Annotated in this window: 25 protein-coding genes; 15 read left to right on the forward strand and 10 right to left on the reverse strand. The window is 39.9% G+C overall.

Going from position 1 to position 23,820, the window contains the following annotated elements:
• The first annotated feature begins 126 nt into the window (after positions 1-126).
• The 4 genes from I6F44_RS03025 (at position 127) to yacG (ending at position 3,811) form a co-directional block, all read left to right on the forward strand.
• On the forward strand, positions 127-1,020 hold the full coding sequence (locus tag I6F44_RS03025; RefSeq protein ID WP_197173282.1) for a prepilin peptidase: 894 nt from the start codon (positions 127-129) through the stop codon (positions 1,018-1,020).
• A 1-nt stretch (position 1,021) separates the two neighbouring features.
• A complete protein-coding gene (coaE, locus tag I6F44_RS03030; RefSeq protein ID WP_197173283.1) occupies positions 1,022-1,663 on the forward strand; it encodes a dephospho-CoA kinase in 642 nt (213 codons plus the stop codon).
• Between the two features lie 126 nt (positions 1,664-1,789).
• Positions 1,790-3,466, forward strand: a complete 1,677-nt coding sequence (gene pilB, locus I6F44_RS03035) for a type IV-A pilus assembly ATPase PilB (protein ID WP_165735457.1) — start codon at positions 1,790-1,792, stop codon at positions 3,464-3,466.
• A gap of 114 nt (positions 3,467-3,580) precedes the next feature.
• Entirely contained in the window at positions 3,581-3,811 is a 231-nt protein-coding gene (gene yacG, locus I6F44_RS03040) for a DNA gyrase inhibitor YacG (protein WP_076925028.1), read from the forward strand.
• 74 nt (positions 3,812-3,885) lie between these two features.
• Here the strand turns inward: yacG and I6F44_RS03045 are convergent, their stop codons facing one another.
• A complete protein-coding gene (locus I6F44_RS03045) occupies positions 3,886-4,374 on the reverse strand; it encodes a periplasmic heavy metal sensor (RefSeq protein WP_076925027.1) in 489 nt (162 codons plus the stop codon).
• Positions 4,375-4,551: 177 nt separating this feature from the next.
• Between I6F44_RS03045 and I6F44_RS03050 the strand changes: the two genes are divergently transcribed.
• The 3 genes from I6F44_RS03050 to I6F44_RS03060 are packed head-to-tail and all read left to right on the forward strand — an operon-like array spanning position 4,552 to position 7,585.
• Complete coding sequence (locus I6F44_RS03050; RefSeq protein WP_165735455.1) at positions 4,552-5,241, forward strand: response regulator; 690 nt, start codon at positions 4,552-4,554, stop codon at positions 5,239-5,241.
• The gene (locus I6F44_RS03055; RefSeq protein ID WP_197173284.1) at positions 5,219-6,634 is read left to right on the forward strand and encodes an ATP-binding protein; all 1,416 of its coding nucleotides are present in this window, start codon (positions 5,219-5,221) and stop codon (positions 6,632-6,634) included. The genes I6F44_RS03050 and I6F44_RS03055 overlap by 23 nt, the downstream gene beginning before the upstream one ends.
• A 3-nt stretch (positions 6,635-6,637) precedes the next feature.
• Positions 6,638-7,585, forward strand: a complete 948-nt coding sequence (locus I6F44_RS03060) for an alpha/beta fold hydrolase (RefSeq protein ID WP_007586153.1) — start codon at positions 6,638-6,640, stop codon at positions 7,583-7,585.
• Here I6F44_RS03060 and I6F44_RS03065 read toward each other — a convergent pair.
• Entirely contained in the window at positions 7,545-8,411 is an 867-nt protein-coding gene (locus tag I6F44_RS03065; protein WP_165735523.1) for a cation diffusion facilitator family transporter, read from the reverse strand. The genes I6F44_RS03060 and I6F44_RS03065 overlap by 41 nt on opposite strands.
• A 161-nt stretch (positions 8,412-8,572) precedes the next feature.
• Between I6F44_RS03065 and trmL the strand changes: the two genes are divergently transcribed.
• Positions 8,573-9,037: a tRNA (uridine(34)/cytosine(34)/5-carboxymethylaminomethyluridine(34)-2'-O)-methyltransferase TrmL gene (gene trmL, locus I6F44_RS03070; RefSeq protein ID WP_007582820.1), complete on the forward strand. Its 465-nt coding sequence runs from the start codon at positions 8,573-8,575 to the stop codon at positions 9,035-9,037.
• A 69-nt stretch (positions 9,038-9,106) separates the two neighbouring features.
• Here the strand turns inward: trmL and gpsA are convergent, their stop codons facing one another.
• The 4 genes from gpsA to I6F44_RS03090 are packed head-to-tail and all read right to left on the reverse strand — an operon-like array spanning position 9,107 to position 11,358.
• Positions 9,107-10,114 carry an NAD(P)H-dependent glycerol-3-phosphate dehydrogenase gene (gene gpsA, locus I6F44_RS03075; RefSeq protein WP_182193925.1) on the reverse strand — a complete coding sequence of 336 codons (1,008 nt, stop codon included), beginning with the start codon at positions 10,112-10,114 and terminating at the stop codon, positions 9,107-9,109.
• Between the two features lie 3 nt (positions 10,115-10,117).
• Complete coding sequence (gene secB, locus I6F44_RS03080; RefSeq protein WP_007582825.1) at positions 10,118-10,603, reverse strand: protein-export chaperone SecB; 486 nt, start codon at positions 10,601-10,603, stop codon at positions 10,118-10,120.
• A gap of 34 nt (positions 10,604-10,637) precedes the next feature.
• Entirely contained in the window at positions 10,638-10,895 is a 258-nt protein-coding gene (gene grxC, locus I6F44_RS03085) for a glutaredoxin 3 (RefSeq protein ID WP_002957783.1), read from the reverse strand.
• A gap of 31 nt (positions 10,896-10,926) precedes the next feature.
• A complete protein-coding gene (locus I6F44_RS03090) occupies positions 10,927-11,358 on the reverse strand; it encodes a rhodanese-like domain-containing protein (protein WP_002957784.1) in 432 nt (143 codons plus the stop codon).
• A gap of 545 nt (positions 11,359-11,903) precedes the next feature.
• Here I6F44_RS03090 and gpmM point away from each other — a divergent pair.
• From gpmM to I6F44_RS03110, 4 genes are read left to right on the forward strand one after another with little or no spacing between them, the layout of a single operon-like run.
• Positions 11,904-13,448, forward strand: a complete 1,545-nt coding sequence (gpmM, locus tag I6F44_RS03095; protein ID WP_007582830.1) for a 2,3-bisphosphoglycerate-independent phosphoglycerate mutase — start codon at positions 11,904-11,906, stop codon at positions 13,446-13,448.
• Between the two features lie 3 nt (positions 13,449-13,451).
• Entirely contained in the window at positions 13,452-14,591 is a 1,140-nt protein-coding gene (locus I6F44_RS03100) for a murein hydrolase activator EnvC family protein (protein ID WP_197173285.1), read from the forward strand.
• A 34-nt stretch (positions 14,592-14,625) separates the two neighbouring features.
• Positions 14,626-15,891 (forward strand): S41 family peptidase, encoded by a 1,266-nt coding sequence (locus I6F44_RS03105; RefSeq protein WP_197173286.1) that lies wholly within the window; start codon positions 14,626-14,628, stop codon positions 15,889-15,891.
• Between the two features lie 49 nt (positions 15,892-15,940).
• Complete coding sequence (locus tag I6F44_RS03110) at positions 15,941-16,702, forward strand: divergent polysaccharide deacetylase family protein (protein WP_197173287.1); 762 nt, start codon at positions 15,941-15,943, stop codon at positions 16,700-16,702.
• A 344-nt stretch (positions 16,703-17,046) separates the two neighbouring features.
• On the opposite strand, the gene rpoH is transcribed toward I6F44_RS03110, so the two are convergent.
• The 4 genes from rpoH to ftsY all read right to left on the reverse strand — a co-directional run bounded on the left by rpoH (position 17,047) and on the right by ftsY (position 22,078).
• On the reverse strand, positions 17,047-17,910 hold the full coding sequence (gene rpoH / locus I6F44_RS03115) for an RNA polymerase sigma factor RpoH (RefSeq protein WP_007582838.1): 864 nt from the start codon (positions 17,908-17,910) through the stop codon (positions 17,047-17,049).
• A gap of 314 nt (positions 17,911-18,224) precedes the next feature.
• The gene (ftsX, locus tag I6F44_RS03120) at positions 18,225-19,211 is read right to left on the reverse strand and encodes a permease-like cell division protein FtsX (RefSeq protein WP_007582840.1); all 987 of its coding nucleotides are present in this window, start codon (positions 19,209-19,211) and stop codon (positions 18,225-18,227) included.
• The gene (gene ftsE, locus I6F44_RS03125; protein WP_007582842.1) at positions 19,208-19,885 is read right to left on the reverse strand and encodes a cell division ATP-binding protein FtsE; all 678 of its coding nucleotides are present in this window, start codon (positions 19,883-19,885) and stop codon (positions 19,208-19,210) included. The genes ftsX and ftsE overlap by 4 nt, the downstream gene beginning before the upstream one ends.
• Positions 19,886-19,972: 87 nt before the next feature.
• Positions 19,973-22,078, reverse strand: a complete 2,106-nt coding sequence (gene ftsY, locus I6F44_RS03130) for a signal recognition particle-docking protein FtsY (protein WP_197173288.1) — start codon at positions 22,076-22,078, stop codon at positions 19,973-19,975.
• Between the two features lie 207 nt (positions 22,079-22,285).
• Between ftsY and rsmD the strand changes: the two genes are divergently transcribed.
• The 3 genes from rsmD (at position 22,286) to I6F44_RS03145 (ending at position 23,718) form a co-directional block, all read left to right on the forward strand.
• Positions 22,286-22,891: a 16S rRNA (guanine(966)-N(2))-methyltransferase RsmD gene (gene rsmD, locus I6F44_RS03135; RefSeq protein ID WP_007586536.1), complete on the forward strand. Its 606-nt coding sequence runs from the start codon at positions 22,286-22,288 to the stop codon at positions 22,889-22,891.
• Between the two features lie 145 nt (positions 22,892-23,036).
• Positions 23,037-23,252: a 30S ribosomal protein S21 gene (rpsU, locus tag I6F44_RS03140; RefSeq protein WP_002957797.1), complete on the forward strand. Its 216-nt coding sequence runs from the start codon at positions 23,037-23,039 to the stop codon at positions 23,250-23,252.
• A gap of 19 nt (positions 23,253-23,271) precedes the next feature.
• Positions 23,272-23,718: a GatB/YqeY domain-containing protein gene (locus tag I6F44_RS03145; protein ID WP_007586535.1), complete on the forward strand. Its 447-nt coding sequence runs from the start codon at positions 23,272-23,274 to the stop codon at positions 23,716-23,718.
• The last annotated feature ends 102 nt before the right edge of the window (positions 23,719-23,820 follow it).

Below are 23,820 nucleotides of genomic sequence, written 5' to 3' on the forward strand. Positions count from 1 at the left end.
CGCAATAATGGTAACAGTCGCGGGGTAAACCCGCTGCTACGGTACCATGACATAAACCGCGTAGTCGCGATTTTACATCGCGCTGTTAATTGGTATTATTAAAAATTTTTAGTTTTAGGTAAAAAAATGCAAAGTATTATTGAAGTAATGCAGAGCCAACTATGGTTTTATTTAACCACAGTTGGCTTAATTAGTTTATGTATTGGTAGCTTTTTAAATGTGGTTATTTATCGCTTACCGTTGATGATGCAACGTGAGTGGCAAAGCGAATGCCGTATATTGCTAGATGATGAGCTTACAGCTAATAAATCTAAACAAGCCAATAACAATGAGCCTTTTAACTTAGTAAAACCCAATTCTACCTGCCCTAAATGTAAAACTGCCATTAAACCTTGGCAGAATATTCCTATTATTAGTTGGTTAGCACTTAAAGGTAAATGCGCAAGTTGCAGTAATCCTATTTCGGCTCGATACCCTGCTGTAGAGCTAATTACTGCCCTATTAAGTTTAGTTGTTGCCTATAGTTTTGGTGCGACCGAGCAAGCCCTTTTATATATTTTTGTAACGTGGATATTGGTAGCACTAACCTTTATTGATATTGACCATATGTTACTGCCAGATCAACTTACACTTCCGCTTGTATGGCTTGCACTTATTGCCTCGGTAATGGGTTACACAATTACACCAACCGATGCCATTATTGGTGCGGTTTGTGGATATTTAAGCTTATGGAGTGTGTTTTGGCTATTTAAGTTATTAACCGGTAAAGAAGGCATGGGCTATGGCGATTTCAAATTGCTTGCCGTATTTGGGGCGCTTCTTGGTTGGCAGTCATTGCTTACAATTATTCTGCTTTCGAGCGTAGTAGGTGCCATTATCGGTATTGCACTGTTAAGCATACAAGGTAAAGACAAAGCAACGCCGATTCCATTTGGGCCTTATTTAGCGATAGCTGGCTGGATTACAATGCTTTGGGGCAACCAAATTCAAGGCGCTTATTTTAATTTAATTGGTTATTAAAATGAGTAAACAAATAGCTAAAGTAAACAGCTGGGTATTAGGTTTAACAGGTGGTATTGGCTGTGGTAAAACGGCCGTAAGCAATATGTTTGAAGATCTTGGTATTACAATTGTTGATGCCGATATAATTGCGCGCGAAGTAGTACTCCCAAATAGCAAAGGACTAAAAGCGATTACAGCCCGCTTTGGTGAACATATTTTATTGCCTGATGGCACATTAAATAGAGCAGCGCTGCGTGCAAAAATATTTACTAACAACAATGACAAAGAATGGCTTAATGCTTTACTGCACCCTCTTATACGGATAAAAATACTAAACGATTTAAATAATGCAACTAGCCCTTATGTTGTTTTAGTAGCGCCTTTATTGTTTGAAAACAACCTTGATAAATATTGCGACCATACCTTACTTATTGATATACCAACCTCTGTACAAATAGCACGTACAGCAAAACGCGACAGCACAAGTATTGAGCAAGTTAAAAGTATTATTGCATCGCAAATGTCACGTGCCGATAAGCAGCAAAAAGCGGATGATATTTTAAATAATGACCGAAGTTTAAACCTAGTGCATATAGAACTTGTTGATCTTCATAAAAAGTACCTACAATATGCATTACACAACAAAACTAACTCACATTAACACTGTCCTAACTCACACAAACTCGTATTTTAGTTAGTAAAATCACAACAAAGAATGAAAGGTGATGTAATCACCTTCTTTTTTCTGATAAATTGCTTACTATTGAAGGAATAAAACAGGTGCGCAATGAATATTAACTCACCGTTATTGAGAAAATTTATAACCCTCGGCCGCATTGATGCCGACACGGTTAAAAACAAACAAAATGAATTTGCCTCAACAGCTGAGCTTATTTCTAAATGTGGAAAAATCGATAGTAATGATTTAGCTGAACAATGTATCGATTTGTTTCGCGTACCCTATTTTGACTTAAAAGACTTTGACCCAACAAAAATCCCGGCCGATCTTGTAAAAGAAAAACTCATACGAAAACATCACATTTTGCCGCTTGTTCAAAAAGATCGAAAAGTTTATATAGCCGCATCAGACCCAACAGATTACGGCGCATTCGAAAACTTTGAGTTTAGTACCGGTCTCTCATGCGAAATTGTTGTTGTTGATTATATTCAACTCGATAACAAAATTGAGCAGTTGCTAGATGCCACTGGCAGCTTAAATTTAACTGATGACGAGTTTCAAGAATTTGCTGATTTAGACTCAGAAAGCCAAAGAGATACAGCTCCACAAGATGACGATAAAGATGATGCGCCTATCATCGTTTACATCAACAAAATTTTAATGGATGCCATTAAAAAAGGCGCCTCTGATTTACACTTTGAACCGTATGAGCACAAGTACCGTATTCGCTTTCGTATTGATGGCATTTTGCATGAAGTGGCAAGCCCACCCAATACATTAGCAACCAAGCTTTCTGCGCGTATTAAGGTTATGTCGAGACTCGATATTGCCGAAAAACGTAAACCACAAGATGGTCGTATAAAACTAAAAATTACTGAACGCAAAAGTATCGACTTTCGTGTAAGTACCATGCCTACCTTGTGGGGCGAAAAAATAGTAATGCGTATCCTTGATTCATCAAGCGCTATGTTAGGCATTGATGTATTAGGCTATGAGCCTGAGCAGAAAAAGCTCTATATGGATGCGCTTGCCCAGCCTCAAGGGATGATATTGGTAACAGGGCCAACGGGTTCTGGTAAAACAGTATCGCTATACACAGGTTTAAATATATTAAACCAGCCTGAGCGTAATATTAGTACTGCGGAAGATCCGGTTGAGATTAACCTTGAAGGTGTAAACCAAGTACAAATTAATATTAAAGCCGATATGACTTTTGCCAACGCATTGCGTGCATTTTTACGTCAAGATCCTGATGTAGTTATGGTAGGTGAAATACGTGACTTAGAAACCGCAGAAATATCAATAAAAGCGGCGCAAACAGGTCACTTGGTTTTATCAACATTGCATACAAACTCAGCACCGGAAACAATCACCCGTTTATTAAATATGGGTGTGCCGGCTTATAACGTAGCAAGTTCGATCAGCTTAATCATAGCCCAACGCTTAGCACGTCGTTTGTGCCCCAAGTGTAAAACGCCGGAACAACTTCCGAGTGAAGAACTGACTCGCCAGGGGTTTAGTTCAGAGCAAATTGAAGAAATGACATTATATACACCTAAAGGGTGTGATAGCTGTACCGATGGTTATAAAGGCCGAGTGGGTATTTACGAAGTAATGCAAATTACTCCTGAAATAGCCCAAATTATTATGCGCGGTGGTAACTCGCTTGAAATAGCTGACGTATCACTTAAAGCCGGATTTAATAATTTACGTTTATCAGGTTTACGCAAAGCAGCCGATGGCCTTACATCCCTTGCTGAAATTAATCGCGTGACTAATTTTTAAAGGTCCATAGTAAAAGTGAGAAGGTTCTGAACACTAAACTCAGAGCCTTACTTATACCTAGAGACTCATATCTAAGTAATGTAAAATGCAGAAAAAGATTGTAAAGAGTAAATTATGCCTACTGTTGTAAACTGCCCGACCTGCAAAACTAAAGTTGAATGGTCAGAGCAAAGCCCATTTCGCCCTTTTTGCTCCAAGCGCTGTCAGCTAATTGATTTGGGTGAATGGTCGTTTGAAAATAATAAAATTTCTGCGCCAATCACCTCAGCAGAAGAGTTTAGCCAAGACATGATTGAAGATATTGAAGCTATGCTGGCTAAAAATGAAGATGACTTTTTTAAGTAAACGCTGAATTTTTCATTTAAAAGCACAAAAGCCAGCGCGATGCTGGCTTTTTAGTGTTCAATATAATTGAACGATTAGTCTTTTTGCTTACGATGCTTTTTATTCATACGCTTTTGCATTTTAGCAAACTTCTCTTTTTGCTCAGCGTTAAGAACTTGCATTACTTGGTGCTGCGTTTTTAGTTTAATTAAACCAAATTGCTCACCTTTTTCGCGGCGTTCGTTTAATAGCTCTTTAGCTGCATTTTCGTCAAATGTTGCCGCCGAAAGTAACGCATCCATTTTTGCTTTGTGCGCTTCACGCATTGCTTTACGGGCTTCTTTATCGTCGCCGCGCAATGCTTTCATTTGTGTTTTTTGTGCTTCAAAAATAGCTTTTAGCTTAGTTTGCTGTTCATCTGTTAGGCTTAATTTTTCAACGCCGCGATCAGAAAGTAAAAAACGAGCTTGAGAATGGCCTTGCTTATGCCCGTCGCCTTTAGCTAATACGCTACCAGCGCCAAGAGTTGCTGTTGCTAAGCCACAAATAAGTACTAATTTTGATAGTGTGTTTACTTTAGTCATAATCATTACCTTAATATTGAATTGGTTGGTTGAGCGATTGTGGCTGCTAAGCCAGTGAGTTAACTATACCTAACTCAACGCAAAGTAACGCAAAGCAGTGTAAAGGTTGTGTAAAGATTCACCTTTGCACTATTTAGCGGGTAAAATAACGCTATAAACAACTCTAAGGGTTTGTAAATGAAACTATTAATGATTGATGACGATACGGGCCTTTGTGAGCTATTAAGTGAATATTTAACTGCCCAAGGTTTTGAAATACAAAGTGTACACGACGGTGAGCAGGGCCTTAAACTAGCACAAGCAAACGACTACGCCCTTATATTGCTAGATGTAATGCTACCAACGCTTGATGGTTTTGAAGTACTCAAACAACTTAGGCAAACAAAGCTCACCCCTGTAATAATGCTTACTGCAAAAGGTGAAGACTTTGACCGTATTTTTGGTTTAGAGCTAGGCGCTGACGATTATATTCCAAAGCCTTTTAATCATCGTGAATTACTAGCCCGCGTAAAAGCGATAACACGCCGTATAGAGCACATTAATAGCTTAAATGCAGCTACAACGAGTAAGTTACTCGTTAATGGTATTACTGTTAACCTTGCAGCGCGAGAGGCCTCAATAGAAAGCTCTACACTAACCCTTACCGGTACAGAGTACGAAATACTCACGCTATTGTGTAAAAATGCAGGCGAAGTTGTTAGTAAAGAGCAAATTAGCGAAGAAGTGTTAGGCAGGCGTTTAGCTTCTTTTGATCGCTCTATCGATATGCATGTAAGTAATATCCGTAAAAAAATTGCGGAGCATATTCCAGGCGAGCGAATTAAAACAATGCGAGGTACAGGTTATGTCTTTATCCAAGGCGAATAAAAGCACTTACTTTGCTTGGTTAAAGCACCCTGGGCACTACCTGTTTTTTAAAATATTTATTTGGTTTTGGTTAACTATAATCGGCACCGTAGCAGCGCTTATATTTTTAAGTAATATTACCGCTATTAATGCGGTATCTAACGAGCCACTTTATGGGCCGATGAAAAAAAATCTGATATATACCGCTAAAAGCATTGAGCGCTCTGCAGTTAAACATAAACGCAGCCTAAGCGAAGTATTAGTACACCCTCGCCTATCAAAGCGAAAACTTTTATATTTAAGCGCAGCCCAAAGCGAGGACTCCCTAAGTAATAAAGAAGTGCCAGAGAGCATCGACTTAAGTTTGTTAAACTTTACTCAAAATATGTCACCGCAAATTATTTTCACTGAAAAATATCAAGCCTTTGGCCCTGTTAATATTAACGTGCCTGAAGGAAGCTTTTATCTTTATGAAATAGATATTAACCATCAACCCCCGCTAATAATGCGCTTTAAGCTTATGCCTAATTGGATGAAAATAGTCATCGCAATTGTTGCATCTCTTATTTTAAGCTTTGTATTTAGCCGTAATTTAATAGCCCCTATAAATAGCCTTAAAAAAGCGGCAATTAAACTATCATCGGGTAACCTAAGCGCAAGAGCCGACATTTCTGTAAACCGAAAAGATGAGCTAGGAATACTAGGGCGAGATTTTAACAGCATGGCTAATCAGTTAGAGCTTTTAATTAGTTCACAAAAACGCTTGTTAGCCGACATATCACATGAGTTACGATCGCCTCTTACACGTTTAAAAATGGCTACCGGGCTTGCACAAATGCAAGCTAACGACGCTAGCCAATCGTATTTATTACGCATAGAAAAAGAAGCAAACCAACTCGATAAGATGATTGCCGACGTGCTGCAAGTTTCTCGCTTAGAAGCAAAAAGCCAAGCACTTTCACTGCAAAAGCAATCATTACAAATAATTGTAGATCACGTTATTAACGATGCGCAGTTTGAAGCAAAACAAAATAATAAGCAGCTAAATATAATGGGCGCTGTAGACGTAAATATTAATTGCGACGAAGGCCTTATTGCCAGTGCGCTTGAAAACCTACTTCGCAACGCCATTAAATACGCAAATAATACGATTAGTATTACTCTAAAGCATGCTGATGCCATTTATATAGAAATATGTGACGATGGCTCTGGTGTGCCAGATGATCAACTGAGCAAGCTTTGCGAGCCCTTTTTTAGACAGTCAGATGCGCGGGATCGCGTAAGTGGTGGCACGGGTTTAGGTCTTGCGATTGCTAAAAATGCTATTACTGCGCATGGCGGCAGTTTAGTATTATCAAATAAAGAACTAGGTGGCTTGTGTGCTAATATAACCTTGCCATTAATAAAAGAGTAAAGCATGTTTTATAGTAGTGAGCGTGAGCTTAAGAGTAATCAAATAACAATTAATAACTTTTATAAAAACACGCTAATTAAAGCTTATTTAGATACACCTAACGGGCAATTATTTTATGCTTATGCCATACCAGATAAAGCCAAAAATGCCATTGTAATAAGCTCTGGGCGCCTTGAAGGGTTAGATAAATATAAAGAGTTGTTATGGGAGCTGTATAACAATAATTTTGCCATATTCATAGCCGATCACCAAGGACAAGGCCGCTCTTATCGCCACCTACTAAATAAGCACAAAGGCCATGTTAATCAATTTAAAGATTACAGCGCAGACCTAAACTTATTTAATACACAAATAGTGGATACTCATTGGCAAGGTAAAAAGGTGTTAGTGAGTCATTCAATGGGCGGCGCTATTGCTTTTGATTACCTTGCGCATTTTGAACACAATTTTAGTGGTGCGTTTTTATCAGCGCCTATGCTTGATATTTACACAAAAAACACACCAAAACCTTTAGCTAAATTAATAGCCAGTACCGCGACCCTTTTGGGTCAAAAAGACAATTACGCACTAGGGCAAACCGATTACATACCCGATGAGTTTGCTACAAATGTATTAACCAGCAGCCCAGTGCGTTACGAGCTATTTAGGCAAACATATCAAGAAGAGCCATTACTACAGCTCGGCGGTGTTACTTACGGCTGGCTAAATGCGACGTTTGCATTTATAACTTCTGTGGATAACTTGAGCGTGACTATTCCACTTTATATTGCCAGTGCGCAAAACGACGAAGTGGTTGATAACAATGCCCAATATAAATTAGCAAACAGGCACGTAAACACTGTACTTAAAAGCTTTGAAGGCGCTAAACACGAGCTGTTTTTTGAACGTGATGAAATACGCCAGCCATTACTTAAGAGCTTGTATCAGTTTTGTGAGTCGGTGACGGCTTAACAAGTACCGACAAAGGGTCGAGGTGGATCAGTATATCTACCTCAGACTCAAAGCGTTCGCTAAGCATTGCCTCTACTTCATCAGCCACATTATGTGCGCGAATCAAACTTAAATGATCATCAAGCTCTAGGTGCATTTGGATAAACTTAACTTTTCCGCCTTGGCGAGTACGAATATCATGCACACCATGTACATCTGCATGGGCTCTGGCTATATCAAATATGCTTTGCTTTTCATCATCTGGCAGTTCTTTATCCATTAAATGATCGGCACTATCGCGAGCAATATCCCAGCTGTTATAAAGTAAGTAACCCGCTACACCTATCGCAAAAACAGGATCGGCATACAACACACCATAATAAGCTAACAAAATAGCTAATAGCACAGCGGCATTTAATATTAAATCGCCTTTGTAATGTACTGAGTCGGCTTTTATAGCAATTGAATCGGTATACTTAACCACCTTGTTTTGTACAAATACAATGACCAGCGTACACGCAATAGCAAAAATACTTACCCACACACCTAATAAAGAATGGCTTAACTGTATAGGGTTAAATAATCGCTCAATACCATGAAAAGCAAGTAGGCAACCTGAGCCTGCAATAAACGCAGCTTGTCCAAGTCCTGCAAGTGCTTCAGCTTTTCCGTGCCCAAACCTATGGTCATCATCTGCTGGGCGCAGTGCATAGCCTAACACTAAAAAACTCATGGCGGTGGCTGTTATATCCATTAACGAATCAGTTAACGAGCCAAGCATTGAGGCCGAGCCAGAAGCCAGCCATGCCCATGTTTTTGCGCCAATCATTAAACTAACCATTACCATGGTAACAATGCTTGAAGTTTTAACCCAAAATTCGTAGCTACGGTTATGCACGTTTTAATCCGATAATTAGGAGTACTCAATAGTGTGAGTATATCATTTTTTTAAAAGGTTTCGTGTATACTGCCCTTCGTCAAACTACAGATTATTTTATAAGGCTCATTATGCTGGATATTGTTTTATACCAACCTGAAATACCGCCTAACACTGGTAATATTATTCGCCTATGTGCCAATACCGGCTATGCATTACATTTAATTGAGCCGCTAGGTTTTGAGTGGGACGATAAGCGCGTGAAACGTGCAGGACTTGATTATCATGAATTTAGTCATGTTCAACGCCATGCCTCATTTGAAGATTACCTTGAAAAATGTAAACCAAAAAAAATATATGCATGTACAACCAAAGGTAGTCAGTTTCACCATGAAGCAAGTTACGAAGCGGGTGACTGCTTGGTATTTGGCCCAGAAACTCGCGGCCTGCCTGACGATATGATCCAAGCACTGCCAAAAGAGCAGCGTGTACGTATTCCTATGCAAGCCAATAGCCGCAGCATGAACTTATCAAACGCAGTAGCTGTGTTTGTCTACGAGTCGTGGCGCCAGTTGGGTTTTCCTAACGCGCAGTAAATAGCTTTGAGCTAAACAACAAAAAACCGACATAACGTCGGTTTTTTAGTTTTATAAACGCTTATAAAATTATTCAGAACGTTGCTCTCGGCCTAATAGCGCCATTGCAGCTTCTTTCATATCTTTATTTTCATAAAGCACTTTATAAATTTGCTCGGTAATCGGCATTTCTACACCGCTACGCTGCGCTAATAAATACACTTCTTTGGTATTTCTAAAGCCTTCCACTACTTGACCAATTGACTCAATAGCAGCATCCACGCTTTCGCCTTTACCTAACGCTAAACCAAATCGACGATTACGTGATTGGTTATCTGTACACGTTAGTATTAAATCGCCAAGGCCTGCCATCCCCATGAAGGTTTCTGGCTTAGCGCCAAGAGCGCAACCTAAACGAGTAAGCTCTGCAAGGCCTCGGGTGATAAGTGCGGTACGCGCATTAGCGCCAAAACCAACACCGTCCGAAATACCGGCACCAATGGCAATTACATTCTTAACCGCACCACCGAGCTGTATACCAATAAAATCATCATTGTTATACACACGGAATGAGCGACCACAATGAAGTAAATCAGCAAGCTGCTGAGCAAATTCAGGCGACGTAGAAGACACAGAAATAGCTGTAGGTGAACCCATCGCCATTTCTTTTGCAAACGTAGGACCAGAAAGTACCGCAAGTGGAATGTCATCACCTAATTCTTGCAAAGCAACTTCTTGTAATAAACGGCCTGTATTAGGCTCAAGGCCTTTTGTGGCCCAAGCAACTTTAGCGCCTTCTTGCAATGCAGGTTTAATCTGCGCAAGTGTGTCGCCAAAAGCATGGCTTGGCACAACAACAAGTACAATAGCGCTGCTAGCAACGGCATGTTGTAAGTTAGCTTCAAGAGTAAGAGTATCTGGAAAAGGAGCATCAGGTAAGTAACGTTGATTTTTCCGCTCAGCTGCAAGCGTGGCAACGTCGTCGCTATTTCTTCCCCAAAGTGTCACGTGGTGACCATTTCGGGCTAAACAAATAGCAAGGGCGGTGCCGTAAGACCCCGCCCCTAATACAGTAACAGCTGTGGTTGCTGTACTCATAAGTTATGCGTCTGCTGAAGCCTGGTCAGCTTGCGCAGTACGTTGTTGCATGTATTGTGCAAATAACGCATCAAAATTAACTGGCGCAAGGTTAAGCTGTGGGAAAGTACCACGGTTAACAAGGTTTGAAACAGCTTCACGTGCATATGGGAACAACACGTTAGGACAAAATGCACCTAGCATGTGCGCAAGTTGCACTTCTTCAACTTCAGCAATAGTAAAAATACCTGCTTGTTGAATTTCACATAAGAACGCAGTTTCTTCACCAAGAGAAGCGGTTACAGTTAGCGCTAAAACAACTTCAAATACACCTTCGTCTAGTTTATTAGAGCGTGTATCTAGGTCTAGCTTAACTTCTGGCGTCCATTCTTTTTGAAAAATGGCCGGAGAGTTTGGCGTTTCAAACGATACATCTTTAGTGTAAATACGTTGAATAGTAAATTGTGCGCCGTCTTGTGCAGCTGCTACGTTTTGATTTTCTTCGTTCATTGTTATTCCTAACTTGTTCGTTATTATAATTAAATTAAGCGTTTAGCTTAGCGTCAAGTTTACCTTGCGCTTCAATAGCCATCATGTCGTCGCAGCCACCGATATGTTCATCATTAATAAAAATTTGCGGTACTGTGCTTGCACCACCTGCTTTGGCAATCATTTCATCGCGTAACTCAGGCTGTACACCAATATCATAATTTGTGTATTCAACGCCTTTGCTGTTTAAAAGCGAAAGAGCACGCTGACAAAATGGACAATACGCCTTGGTGTATAAAACAACATTACTCATAATAAATCCTCTATCGGCCTAGCTAAACTGATTAGCGACCTGTTGTAGTTGGTAAGCTGGCAGATTGCCACGCACCCATGCCACCTGCTAATAAGTAAACTCGTTCAAAACCAGCTTTACTCATAGCGGCTGCAGTACCTTGGGCAGTCATACCTGTAGTACATACAACTATAATGGGTTTAGTCTTGTACTTTTCAAGGCTTGAAAAGTCAGATTTTTTCGCATTCTCTGGGCTTAAGTGCTCAGCACCAGAAATACGCCCTGCATTAAACTCTTTTTGCGCACGTATATCGATTACTTGACCGTCATCACGGTTAATAAGTAACGTAAGCTGCTGAGGATTTATTTGACGAACAGCTGAAAGCTTACTCTTTATCCAGCCACTAACAATAAGGAAAACAATACCAACCCAAGCAAGGCTTAAAATGGGATGATTTGTAATAAATTCAATATATTGATCCATTCTACTTCCACTATGAAATTATGTTTTAAACCTAGGGCGTGTTGGCCTTTGTGGATTGAAATTTGTTCAATCTAGGGGCGATTAAATCGCGGCGCGAGATTTGTAACCTAGTGGGCTAAGTAAAAACCGAGCAACAAAGAGGTAATAGTCCCTAGAAAGAACCCAACGGGCAGCGTATGTTTGGTATTTATGCTACGTTATCGCCTATTTATGGGGAGTAACCACACTTCATAGGCTCTGCCTTGCCTAAAAACCAAACATACTGCTGCAAATTCAACCACCAAAGTGCAACACGCCCTAATATTTTAAGGATTTTGTACTTTAGCCACGCAAGTATACCCAAACCAACCTAAAATGCGAGTTTAGGAGCACTTAGAGAAGTTTAAAAAACGATAAAGCCCCCCATATATAGTAGTAAGTGAAAAAATTTAATATCTTGTTTTCAATGCTGATCCTAGCTTAAAAACACGGTATGCTAAAACCACGCTAATAAACCTTTTAGGTGCACAGTATCCATCAACAGATACTAATTTTCAGGAGCTATTATGACAGAGCATAAAAAACCACTGGTATTGATGATTTTAGACGGTTGGGGATACCGCGAAGATACGCAAAGTAATGCTATTCTTGCAGCTAACACACCGGTATTAGACAATTTATGGGCCACACGGCCACACACATTAATATCAGCTTCGGGTTTAGATGTTGGTCTTCCTGATGGTCAAATGGGTAACTCAGAAGTTGGCCATGTGAACTTAGGTGCTGGTCGCATTGTTTATCAAGATTTTACCCGTATCACTAAAGCAATTAACGATGGCGAATTTGATTCAACCCCAGCCTTAGTTGAAAACATAGATAAAGCGGTAAGTGCAGGAAAAGCAGTTCACATAATGGGTCTTTTAAGCCCAGGTGGTGTGCATAGCCATGAAGACCACATAGTTGCTAGCATAAAACTTGCTGCAAAACGTGGCGCTAAAGAAGTTTACTTTCATGGCTTTTTAGATGGCCGCGATACACCTCCACGTAGTGCTAAAGCGTCAATCGAACGTATTGAAGCGTTATTTAGCGAACTTAAATGCGGTCGTTTGGCGTCACTTATTGGCCGCTACTACGCAATGGACAGAGACAACCGTTGGAACCGCGTAGAAAAAGCGTACAACGTAATTGCATTAGCTGAAGGTGACTTTAATTTTGATAACGGCGTAGAGGCACTTAATGCAGCGTACGAGCGCGACGAAAACGACGAATTTGTGGCCGCTACAACCATTACACCAACAGGCGCCGCTCCTGCTTCAATAAACGATGGCGACACTCTAATTTTTGCCAACTTTAGAGCAGATAGAGCCCGCGAAATTACTCGCGCTTTTGTTGAGCCTGATTTTGATGGATTCGCAAGAAAAAGAACGCCAGAGCTTAGTGCATTTGTAATGATGACAGAGTATGCAGCCGATATAGATGCACCTATTGCCTTTGGTTCAACACCGTTAGTAAACGTACTTGGTGAGTGGTTTGAAAAAAATAACAAAACACAGCTTCGCATTTCAGAAACCGAAAAGTACGCACACGTTACGTTTTTCTTTAGTGGCGGGCGCGAAAGTGAATTTAAAGGCGAAACACGCGAGCTAATTCCTTCGCCGCAAGTTGCAACCTACGACTTACAACCTGAAATGAACTCAGAAATGCTAACCGACAAGCTAGTAGCAGCAATTAAAAGCGGTAAATACGATGCTATTATTTGTAACTACCCTAACGGCGATATGGTTGGTCACTCTGGTGTATTTGAAGCTGCTGTTAAAGCTTGTGAAGCTGTAGATAGCTGTATCGGACGTGTTGTTGATGCACTTGAAGAGTTTGGTGGTGAAGCACTAATAACAGCCGATCATGGTAATGCTGAGCAGATGGCTGATCTTAAAACAGGCCAAGCGCATACTGCCCACACTAGTGAACCGGTACATTTTATATATGTTGGTCGCGATGCAGAGCCTATGCAAGGTAAAGCATTAAGCGATGTAGCCCCTACAATGCTTCACTTAATGGGCATGGAGCAACCAAGCGAAATGACTGGTACGCCTATCATGATGTTGAAATGACACATGAATAGACGTATTAACCGGTTAATTAAGTGCGGTTTAATACTAACTTCATTAGTGACTGCATCTGCAGTTGCTAATGAGGATCGTACTAAAAAAGACTTATCAGAAGTTCAAAATGCACTTGAGCAAAGCCAAGCTGAATATAACGCGCAAAGAAAAAAAATAGCGTCACTACAAAAAAACCTCAAAAGCCATGAACTCGATATAGCTAAAAATGCTAAAGCACTTAACATGGCTGAGCAATCAGTAAAAGAAACTAAAACACAGCAAAAAGAGTTACAAAATAAAGCCGATGAGCTCGATAAAAAGCATGCACAATTTCAGAAAGTTTTAGCCGCGCAGCTCAAAAGCGCCTACATGGCTGGAGACGACGACTATTCTAAAATGCTGTTAAACCAAGAAGACACTGCTAAATTTGAGCGCACACTTAGTTATTACAACTACTTAAATAAAGCTCGTATTGAACAAATCGAAGATCTAAAAGACCTTCAACAGCAAATAGTACAAAACCAAAAAGAGCTTGTTAAAACACAAGAAAAACTAGAACTTTTATTTGATGAGCAAAAAAGACGCCAAACCGCTTTAGTTAATGCACAAAGTGAACGCCAAGCAAATCTTAAAAACTTACAAGCTCAGCTCAACAGCACTAAAAGCTCAATAAATTATTTAAAAGAAAACCAACAAACTTTGGTAGCAACGATTGAAGAGCTCGAAAAAGAAAAAACACAAAAAATTGAATTACTGGGCCTAAATAAAAATAAAGGTAAATTAGACTGGCCGAGCAAAGGCAAGTTAGAGCACACTTTTGGCCAACGTAAACATGGTGGTATTGATTGGAAGGGTGTATTAATTGGTGCAAAAGAAGGCACTAATATTAATAGCGTACATAACGGCCAAGTTGTATTTGCCGATTGGCTAAAAGGCTATGGTTGGGTAATTGTTGTAGATCATGGTGAGGGCTTTATGAGCCTATATGGCCACGCTCAAACATTGCTAAGAGATGTAGGCGACATGGTACGCGAAGGCGAAACACTTGCTTTAGTTGGCCAAAGCGGCGGACAAGCTAGTTCTGGTCTATACTTTGAAATACGCCACAAAGGACGCGCAGTAAATCCTGTAAAATGGTGCAAACGCATTTAATTAAATTAATCGCTGCACCGCTCTGGAGCAGCTGATGACAACTAAAAAAACTGCAGTAATTACCATTGATCAAAAAAATACAGGCTTTTATATAAGTCTGTATTTACTTGTATTACTAACCTTAATCGCTTTTTCTAGTAACGTACTAGCAAGCTCGATTAAAGATCTTAAAAGACAACAAATAGACGAAATACTCTTTAACATTCATGCCTACTACGTTGAAGATCTCACCTTACAAAATAGCCACCACATTAAATATAATAACCAGCAATTTGAGCGTTTATATTCAAAGCTCGACTCTTACTCTAAGTACTTAAATGAGCACGAACTAACCTCACTATTTGATAACACAAATGGCCGCTACACAGGTATTGGTATTGAGGTTAAAAATATCGACGAGAATATGACTATTGTTAATGTGGTTAATAACTCCCCCGCAAAAGCAGCGGGTATTTTGCCAAGCGATATTATTGTAAGTGTAAACAACCAAGCAGCCCAAAACCGTACAATCGATGAAGTAGCAACACTAATAAGAGACAGTAAATTTTCAAATATAGAGCTAATTATAAGTCGTGATAACAATAAAAACCCACTCACGTTTCATGTAGCACGCCGCCAAATAAACCTCGAAAGCGTAACAAGCGAACTTCTAGATTTTGGTACTGGTTATATAGCTATCAATAATTTTTCTAACCACACATTGCATGAGGTTGCTCTGCAAGTTGCTGCCCTGCAAAGCCACTTTGGTTACCCACTTAAAGGCTTAGTAATTGATTTACGAGATAACCCAGGGGGTACATTACAAAGCGCAGTAGCGGTATCAGACCTATTTTTACAAAGTGGCACTATAGTGACTACTAAAGGACGTTTTTACGATGCCAACCAAGCATTTTATGCAAAGAGTGGAGACATTCTAAAAAATGCCCCCATTGTTGTGCTTATAAATGAAAATTCAGCCTCTGCAGCCGAAATACTTGCAGCAGCACTTAAAGATAATAAACGAGCAACCGTTGTTGGCAGTCAATCTTTTGGGAAGGGTTCTGTACAATCGCTCATTCCTCTAGGTGATGGCAACACTGCATTAAAGCTCACCACAGCTAAATACTTTACGCCGCTAGGTAAATCGATTGATGGAATAGGAATAACCCCAGATGTGGCGGTTAATCAAACAAACCTTTCACAAAGTAATAAAGCCGTTATAATAAAAAATGAACACACTAACAGTAACGCGCAATTACTTACTGGTAACTTAGCAGATTTACAATTAGTTAAAGCAAAACAATTACTCAGCATGCAATAGCTCGTATAAGCTGTTAAACAAAGCTAAAAAGATAATAAAAACTATAAACGTGAAAATAACAAAATGGCTAATATTAGCTATTTGTTTTAGCTCAGCAACAATTAGCGCTAAACAAATAGCAATAGTGATAGACGATATAGGCTATCATCAACGGGACTTAGAGTTCCTTTCCTTACCAGGGCAATTGTCGTATTCAATTTTGCCCCATACTCCTTATTCGCAAATTTTTGCAACGCTTGCTAGTCAATCAAATAAAGAACTATTACTTCATGTACCTATGCAGGCACTTAACGGTAAAGAACTCGGACCTGGCGCGCTTACTTTAAATATGAATAAAGAGCAGCTTCAGCAAACTCTAGGAACCGCTCTCGCTAGTTTACCGCAAGTTAAAGGCGTTAATAACCACATGGGCTCAGCGCTTACGCAGCAAAGCCAAGCTATGAAGTGGACAATGGAAGTGCTTAAAAAGCGCCATTTATATTTTTTAGATAGCCGCACAACCGATTTAAGCCAAGCACAAAATGCTGCTAACTTTTTAGGTGTTGCCAATATTAGTCGCCAAGTGTTCTTAGACAATATAACTACACCAGAACAACTGCAGCTAAGGCTTGAAGAATTAAAACAACTAGCCATCACTCATAATTCCGCTATTGCAATTGCTCATCCCTACCCAGAAACAATCGAATTTTTACGCCATGCCTTACCCGAGCTAACTAAGCAAGGTTTTGAGCTCGTGCCGGTTTCGCAGCTGGTTGAGCGTAAATACATTCAGTTAGCGCAGGCTGAGGGGAAAGGGATTAGTGCTAGATGATATAAGCTTTAAATAATGCTATATCCGAATGATAAACTAATACCAATTCGCTTAATTAAGTGGTCTATTTTGAGGGCGGAAAAACGTGTTGATAGCTAGGCAAAAAATTCGCTATTTAGTTGTTCTAAATGAGAATTTTTTAACGCAGGTAGCGACACGTTTAGCCCCGCAAAATGATTAAGTATTATTGCGGATTGGTATAACCATTCAATATGCAGCGCATCGGTATTACTTAATTGGATATTTTATCGTTGGGTTTCGCTTCTCTCAAGCCAACCTACGCGAAAGCAAAAAGCCCCGCATTTTCATGCAGGGCTTTTTAAATTTTGCAGCTTGAACTGTGTTTAGCTCATAGCACTTTGTAATTTTTTCATCGCTGTTTTTTCAAGCTGGCGAACACGTTCAGCAGATACACTGTACTTTTGTGCAAGCTCTTGAAGAGTCGCTTTATCATCCGACAACCAACGTGCGCTAACAATATCTTGTGAACGTTCGTCTAGTGTTTTAAGTGCGCTAAATAAACGAGTATGCGCTTGCTCTTTCCACTGCTCTTGTTCAACGTCGTCAGCTAAATCAGCTGCGCCATCTGTTAAATATTGTACTGGAGAGTACGTACTTGTTGGTGCGTCGTCGTTATCGTCGCCCGTTAGGTCAAAGCCCATGTCTTGGCCGCTCATGCGCGATTCCATTTCACGTACTTCTTTTTCACTCACACCTAGCTCGCTAGCAACGGTACTAACCTCAGCTTGATTAAACCAACCTAAACGCTTTTTATTTTTACGAAGATTAAAAAACAATTTACGTTGCGCTTTAGTGGTTGCAACTTTAACTATGCGCCAATTTTTAAGCACAAACTCGTGAATTTCGGCTTTAATCCAATGCACTGCAAACGATACTAAACGCACACCCACAGTAGGGTCGAAACGCTTAACCGCTTTCATCAGGCCTATATTACCTTCTTGAATAAGGTCAGCTTGTGGTAAGCCGTATCCCGAGTAGCCTTTAGCAATATGCGCTACAAAGCGTAAATGCGACATAATGAGTTGCTTGGCAGCACTAAGATCGCCTTCTTCCTGAAGTTTTTTAGCAAGTTCTTGCTCTTGTTCAACTTTAAGCATAGGAATAGTGCTTACCGCTTGAAGGTAACCGTCCATGCTTGCGCTTTGTTGTCCGACTGTAAGTGCCATTGCGTATAAATCTTTACTCATTTTTCACCTCGGTGATAAACATTTGAAACTATCTTAGCACTCTTTCTTTAAGAGTGCTAACCCCAATTTAAAACTTTTTAAAAGTATAAATCAAGCAGTTTTTAGTATGTGTTTAGTCTACTACAAGCGACTGAATAAGTGATGAATTGAGGGGCTGCAGCAGGTTAACCTCGCTGCATCACCTTATTTACAACTCATTACTTCATGGGAGGATAGTACATAAATATGACAGTTTTAATAAAAGGAGGTACAACCCAGTTCGGTACGATACGCATATCAAGCTGGGTTGGTTCACTTATAGTTTGCAGGATTTTTTATACTTTATCGGGTTCTATTTCTTTAATATATCGATTTACAGAAAGGTACGAGCCTACAAATCCTAAGCTTGTTGCAAGTAACACTAAAAAGCCGAGCTCATTAAGCGATAATCCAATTAACGAAAAGCTTGTTTGATACACCCCCGCGACACTGCTCACAGCGCTTGAAAGCCACCACATCATTAGTCCTACGCATATAAAGGCAAATAAACCACCTATTACACCATACCAAATACCGGTCCACAAAAATGGGGCATGTATAAAGGTGTTAGTTGCGCCGACTAGCTTCATTACTTGTATTTCTTCTTTTTTATCCATGATCGACAAACGGATGGTGTTACCAATAATAAGCGTCACTGAGGTAAGCAGTAATAATGCGATGGTTATTACACTTTCTTTCAGTAAATCTAGTAATGCATTTAAACGCTCTAGCCACGCTATATCGAGCTTACCAAAATCAACTTCACGTTCACTTTCTAATTTAGTTAGCAGTACTTTAGCGGCATTTGGGTGTCTATGACGTTTTGTAGGAGTAACAAGTACCACATCAGGTAATGGGTTTTTATCTAAATACTCTAAAGCTTGCCCAAAGCCAGATACGTCTTTAAATTCTGTTAGTGCTTTTTGCTTTGAAATAAATTCAACGCTTTCCACTTCTGGATAAAGTGCTAAACGCTTTACTAATGTTTGCGTTTCTTGCTCGTTCATACTTTCTTTTACAAACAACGATATTTCACTCGCTTCTTCAAAACCACTACTTACTTGCTGTACGTTTTTAACAACGAGATAAAGTGTTGCAGGTAACGTTAGGCTCAAACCAAGTACAGCAATAGTCATCATAGATGCAAGCGGCGTACGCCACATTTCACCTAAGCTATGAACACCTTGGCGAAAAATATTAATAATGAAAAAGTAACCGCCAGCTAATACTGATTTTTTTTGCTTGTCGTTACTATTTTGACGACTTTTAAAAAGTAAACTCATAGTGCTCCCTCAGCGAGCGGATCTTGAAGCATGCGGCCATCTTTTAAGGTTAGACTGCGGTACTTCATACGTGCAACCAAACCTAAGTCATGCGTCGCTATAAGAACAGTGGTGCCGTGTTTATTAAAGTCCTCAAACAGCTTTAGGATTTCCATTGAAAGCTCAGGGTCTAGGTTACCTGTAGGCTCATCGGCTAACAGAATTGGCGGAGAGTTTACAATTGCTCTGGCAATACCAACACGTTGCTGCTCGCCTCCAGAGAGCATAGACGGATGACATTTTATTTTGTCTATCAGGCCTACTTTATCAAGCGCACCATGAACACGTTTAGCTATTTGCTTATGGTGAGTACCCTCAATAATAAGAGGCAGTGCCACGTTATCAAAAATGGTATAGCGCTCTAGTAAACGGTGGTTTTGAAAAATAATACCTATATCACGGCGAGCATAAGGAATTTGACGCGAGTTTACTTTATTTAAATCAACACCGTTGATAAATACACTGCCTGCCGATGGACGTTCCATTAAGCTAATTAACTTAAGCAACGTACTTTTACCCGCACCACTGTGGCCGGTTAAAAAGGCAAGTTCACCCGGTTTAACATGAAAATTAACTTTTTCGAGGGCGCGGTGCCCTCCTGGATAAGTCTTACTTACTTGCTGAAAATTTATCATCTTTTTATTATGCCAATTCAATTAGTTTACTAATAAAATTGGTATTCCTCGCAATTAAAAAGGGAGCAAGCTCCCTCTTTTGGTAAATTAAACGTCGTCCTCATCTTGGCTAAATAACGCATCAATAAAGTCATCGCTTTTAAAAGCGCGTAAATCATCAATACCTTCACCAACACCAATGTAACGAATTGGAATATTAAACTTATCTGCAACCGCAAAAATAACACCACCCTTTGCAGTTCCATCAAGTTTTGAAAGCGTAATACCAGTTAAGCCAACGCATTGATTAAATAAGTTCACTTGGCTAATTGCATTTTGACCTGTGCCAGCATCAATGGTTAGCATCACTTCGTGCGGCGCATCAGGATCAATTTTTTTCATAACACGAGCTATTTTTTCAAGCTCCTGCATTAAGTTATCTTTATTTTGCAAGCGACCCGCTGTATCTGCAATTAACACATCTATATTACGTGCTTTTGCAGCTTGGAATGCATCAAAAACAACCGATGCACTATCTGCACCCGTATGCTGTGCAATAACAGGAATGCTGTTACGTTCACCCCAAACCTGAAGTTGCTCAACAGCAGCCGCTCTAAACGTATCGCCAGCAGCCAGCATAACCGACTTACCTTCGCTTTGAAATTGCTTAGCCATCTTACCAATAGTCGTTGTTTTACCAACGCCATTTACGCCCACCATTAAAATAACAAATGGCTTTTTATCTTTGGTAATTACTAAAGGCTGTTCAGCCGTTTTTAGCATCGCCGCCATTTCTTGTTTCATTAACTCATAAAGCGCATCACCATCTTTTAACTGCTTACGGTTTGCAGCATCAGTTAAGCTATCAATCAACTTCATGGTGGTATCAACGCCTAAATCGGCGGTGAGCAGCTGTGTTTCAAGATCTTCAAATAATTCGTCATCTATTGTTTTACCACTAAAAATAGATGCAAAACCAGAACCTATATTAACGCGAGTTTTTAACAAGCCCTTTTTAAGACGAGAGAAAAACCCTTCTTTTTTCGGCTTTTCTGCTTTTTTAGCTTCTTCAATTGCAAGTTCTTCTGCAATGCGCTCTTGTTCTAAACGCTCATTTTCTGCTTTTTCAGCAGCAATGCGTTCTTGCTCTAAACGCTCGTTTTCTGCTTTTTCCGCTGCAATGCGCTCTTGCTCTAAACGCTCGTTTTCTGCTTTTTCTAAAGCAATGCGCTCTTGCTCTAAACGCTCGCTTTCTGCTTTTTCAGCCGCAATGCGTTCTTGCTCTAAACGTTCATTTTCTGCTTTTTCAGCTGCAATGCGTTCTTGCTCTAAGCGCTCGTTCTGAGCTTTTTCAGCAGCAATACGTTCTTGCTCTAAAAGCTCATTTTCTACTTTTTCAGCAGTAATGCGCTCTTGCTCTAAACGTTCGTTTTCTGCTTTTTCTAAAGCAATGCGCTCTTGCTCTAAACGTTCATTTTCTGCTTTTTCCGCAGTAATGCGTTCTTGTTCTAAACGCATTTGCGCTTCTTGTTCTGCTAAACGTTTTGCTTGCTCTTGTCTTTGTGCTTCAGCATCTGCTTGTTCTTTTGCTAATAACTCAGCATTCGCTTGCTCTATTGCAAGCTTTTCAGCCTTTACAGCTTCATCCTTTTTTTCAAGGCGTATTTGATCTAGTCGCTCAGCCTCTACTTTTTCTGCAGCCAATCGCTCTTGCTCTAACAGCATCTGCGTTTCTTGATCGGCTAAACGTTGTGCATATTCTTGTCTTTGCGCTTCTGCATCAGCTTGTTGTTTTGCAAGTAATTCAGCATTGGCCTGCTCAATTGCAATCTTTTCTGCGTTTTCAGCACGATCTTGCTCTAAACGTTTTGCTTCAATTTGTTCAGAAGCAATACGCTCCTGCTCTAAGCGCTCTGTTTCGGCCTCTGCTTTTAAACGTTCAGCTTCAGCTTGCTCCTGTGCTAGCGTTTCTTGCTCTAAACGTTTAGCTTCAATTTTTTCAGCAGCAATACGCTCCTGCTCTAAGCGCTCTGCTTCGGCTTCTGCTTGTAAGCGTTCAGTTTCAGCCTGCTGCGCAAGCTTTTCTTGCTCTAGCTTCTGCGCTTCTTCTTGCGCTAATGCTTGTTGTTTATCAGCGGCTGCTTTTTGCTCTGCTTCTTTTTTATCTGACTTGCCAAAACCGAGCCACGACATGAATTTACTTTTTTTTGTCATACTTGCTAATAACCACTTATAAAAATCTGATAAACTAAAATTTGAAATAGCTTGGCAATGCCCAGCAATAGTTGCTAATAAATACAACCATTCAAAACGTAAGTGTTCAATAGTAACACTTTTAATACGGTTGAAAAATGAAGCTACACGTAATCACCCATAATATTATCTGAGCTAGATACCATATACCATTTTTTAGTGAGCTAAATGAGAAAAAAAACAACGCAAAATAAAGCTACTAACAAGCCCAGTGATGGCTTTATTAGAGTGATTAGTGGCCAATTTCGAGGCCGAAAACTCCCTGTTAAAAATGTAGAAGGCTTAAGACCTACTACCGATCGAATTAAAGAAACTGTATTTAATTGGCTAATGCAAGATACGCGTGACACAAATGTACTTGATTGTTTTGCAGGTTCTGGTGGGTTAGGATTTGAAGCGCTATCTCGATTTGCAAAAAACGCCACATTTATCGAGCTCGACTCGTCAGCTGCCAAGCAATTAGAACAAAACATTAGCACTTTAAAGCTCGACAACGCATACGTTAAACATACTAATTCACTCTCCTTTTTAGAGCAAAAAAACACAAACGAAGCGTTTAATCTTGTATTTGTTGACCCACCATTTCGTAAAGATTTAGCGCAAACAACCTGCGATTTATTAGAAAAAAACCAATGGTTAAGCGATGATGCATTAATTTATGTTGAAGTAGAAACAGAGTTAACCACCTTCAAGAACCCGAGCAACTGGTTGTTAATTAAAGAAAAAAAGGCAGGCCAAGTGTTTTGCAAACTCTACCAGCGCCAAGCAAATTAATACTGTTTTACATGATGCGTTTCTGTTAATATTGTCCTTTACATGTGGTGTTGCTTCGGATTACAATACCGCACCATTTTTGAACCACTTGATCAATGTTTGATCAACTTGAGCAACGCTCATAATTTAGGTAGGTGAATTTTTAATGCCAGTAATTAAAGTAAGAGAGAACGAACCGTTTGACGTAGCACTTCGTCGCTTCAAGCGTTCATGTGAAAAAGCAGGAATCCTTTCAGAAGTTCGTCGTCGCGAGCACTATGAAAAACCAACAGCTGAGCGTAAGCGTAAAAAAGCTGCTGCAGTAAAACGTCACATGAAAAAACTTTCTCGTGATAACGCACGTCGCGTTAAATTATACTAATATATTAGGTCTTGTATAAATGAGCCTTTTAATAACGCTAAAAGATGCGCAAAAAGATGCGATGAGAGCTAAAGACAAACAACGTCTTAACCCTATTCGTATGGTACTTGCTGCAATCAAGCAACGTGAAATTGACGAGCGCATAGAACTAGACGACGCAGGTATTACCTCCGTTATAGTGAAGCTTGTTAAACAACGTCGTGACTCTTACACTCAGTACAAAGATGCTGGGCGTGATGATTTAGCTGATATTGAAGCAAATGAAATAGTAGCACTTGAAACTTTCTTACCTCAAAAATTGAGTGAAGAAGAAATCATTGCTCTCATTGATGCGGCTATTGCTGATACTAACGCAGCAGGTATGCAAGACATGGGTAAAGTAATGGGTATAATCAAAAGCAAAGCCGAAGGTCGTGCCGATATGGGCAAAATCTCTGGTTTAATTAAGCAACGATTAACTGCCTAATACTCCCACATACATTAAAGTATGATTGAAGTGAACCGAGCCTTGCGCTCGGTTTCTTTGTTTTTAACTTTAATAAAAAGTACACCTACTAGGTTACTTTAA

Source organism: Pseudoalteromonas sp. NZS11_1, from assembly GCF_015864275.1.
Lineage (GTDB): Bacteria > Pseudomonadota > Gammaproteobacteria > Enterobacterales > Alteromonadaceae > Pseudoalteromonas > Pseudoalteromonas arctica.

Bases quoted from the DNA above. Each gene is read 5' to 3' on its own strand.
- pilB (WP_165735457.1), top strand. From the start codon at position 1,790: ATGAATATTAACTCACCGTTATTGAGAAAATTTATAACCCTCGGCCGC.
- ftsY (WP_197173288.1), bottom strand. From the start codon at position 22,078: ATGACAAAAAAAAGTAAATTCATGTCGTGGCTCGGTTTTGGCAAGTCA.
- I6F44_RS03025 (WP_197173282.1), top strand. From the start codon at position 127: ATGCAAAGTATTATTGAAGTAATGCAGAGCCAACTATGGTTTTATTTA.
- coaE (WP_197173283.1), top strand. From the start codon at position 1,022: ATGAGTAAACAAATAGCTAAAGTAAACAGCTGGGTATTAGGTTTAACA.
- I6F44_RS03090 (WP_002957784.1), bottom strand. From the start codon at position 11,358: ATGGATCAATATATTGAATTTATTACAAATCATCCCATTTTAAGCCTT.
- rpsU (WP_002957797.1), top strand. From the start codon at position 23,037: ATGCCAGTAATTAAAGTAAGAGAGAACGAACCGTTTGACGTAGCACTT.
- I6F44_RS03105 (WP_197173286.1), top strand. From the start codon at position 14,626: ATGACAACTAAAAAAACTGCAGTAATTACCATTGATCAAAAAAATACA.
- I6F44_RS03055 (WP_197173284.1), top strand. From the start codon at position 5,219: ATGTCTTTATCCAAGGCGAATAAAAGCACTTACTTTGCTTGGTTAAAG.
- ftsX (WP_007582840.1), bottom strand. From the start codon at position 19,211: ATGAGTTTACTTTTTAAAAGTCGTCAAAATAGTAACGACAAGCAAAAA.
- I6F44_RS03100 (WP_197173285.1), top strand. From the start codon at position 13,452: ATGAATAGACGTATTAACCGGTTAATTAAGTGCGGTTTAATACTAACT.
- I6F44_RS03045 (WP_076925027.1), bottom strand. From the start codon at position 4,374: ATGACTAAAGTAAACACACTATCAAAATTAGTACTTATTTGTGGCTTA.
- grxC (WP_002957783.1), bottom strand. From the start codon at position 10,895: ATGAGTAATGTTGTTTTATACACCAAGGCGTATTGTCCATTTTGTCAG.
- secB (WP_007582825.1), bottom strand. From the start codon at position 10,603: ATGAACGAAGAAAATCAAAACGTAGCAGCTGCACAAGACGGCGCACAA.
- trmL (WP_007582820.1), top strand. From the start codon at position 8,573: ATGCTGGATATTGTTTTATACCAACCTGAAATACCGCCTAACACTGGT.
- I6F44_RS03065 (WP_165735523.1), bottom strand. From the start codon at position 8,411: ATGGTAATGGTTAGTTTAATGATTGGCGCAAAAACATGGGCATGGCTG.
- I6F44_RS03060 (WP_007586153.1), top strand. From the start codon at position 6,638: ATGTTTTATAGTAGTGAGCGTGAGCTTAAGAGTAATCAAATAACAATT.
- I6F44_RS03145 (WP_007586535.1), top strand. From the start codon at position 23,272: ATGAGCCTTTTAATAACGCTAAAAGATGCGCAAAAAGATGCGATGAGA.
- rsmD (WP_007586536.1), top strand. From the start codon at position 22,286: ATGAGAAAAAAAACAACGCAAAATAAAGCTACTAACAAGCCCAGTGAT.
- gpsA (WP_182193925.1), bottom strand. From the start codon at position 10,114: ATGAGTACAGCAACCACAGCTGTTACTGTATTAGGGGCGGGGTCTTAC.
- rpoH (WP_007582838.1), bottom strand. From the start codon at position 17,910: ATGAGTAAAGATTTATACGCAATGGCACTTACAGTCGGACAACAAAGC.
- I6F44_RS03050 (WP_165735455.1), top strand. From the start codon at position 4,552: ATGAAACTATTAATGATTGATGACGATACGGGCCTTTGTGAGCTATTA.
- yacG (WP_076925028.1), top strand. From the start codon at position 3,581: ATGCCTACTGTTGTAAACTGCCCGACCTGCAAAACTAAAGTTGAATGG.
- ftsE (WP_007582842.1), bottom strand. From the start codon at position 19,885: ATGATAAATTTTCAGCAAGTAAGTAAGACTTATCCAGGAGGGCACCGC.
- gpmM (WP_007582830.1), top strand. From the start codon at position 11,904: ATGACAGAGCATAAAAAACCACTGGTATTGATGATTTTAGACGGTTGG.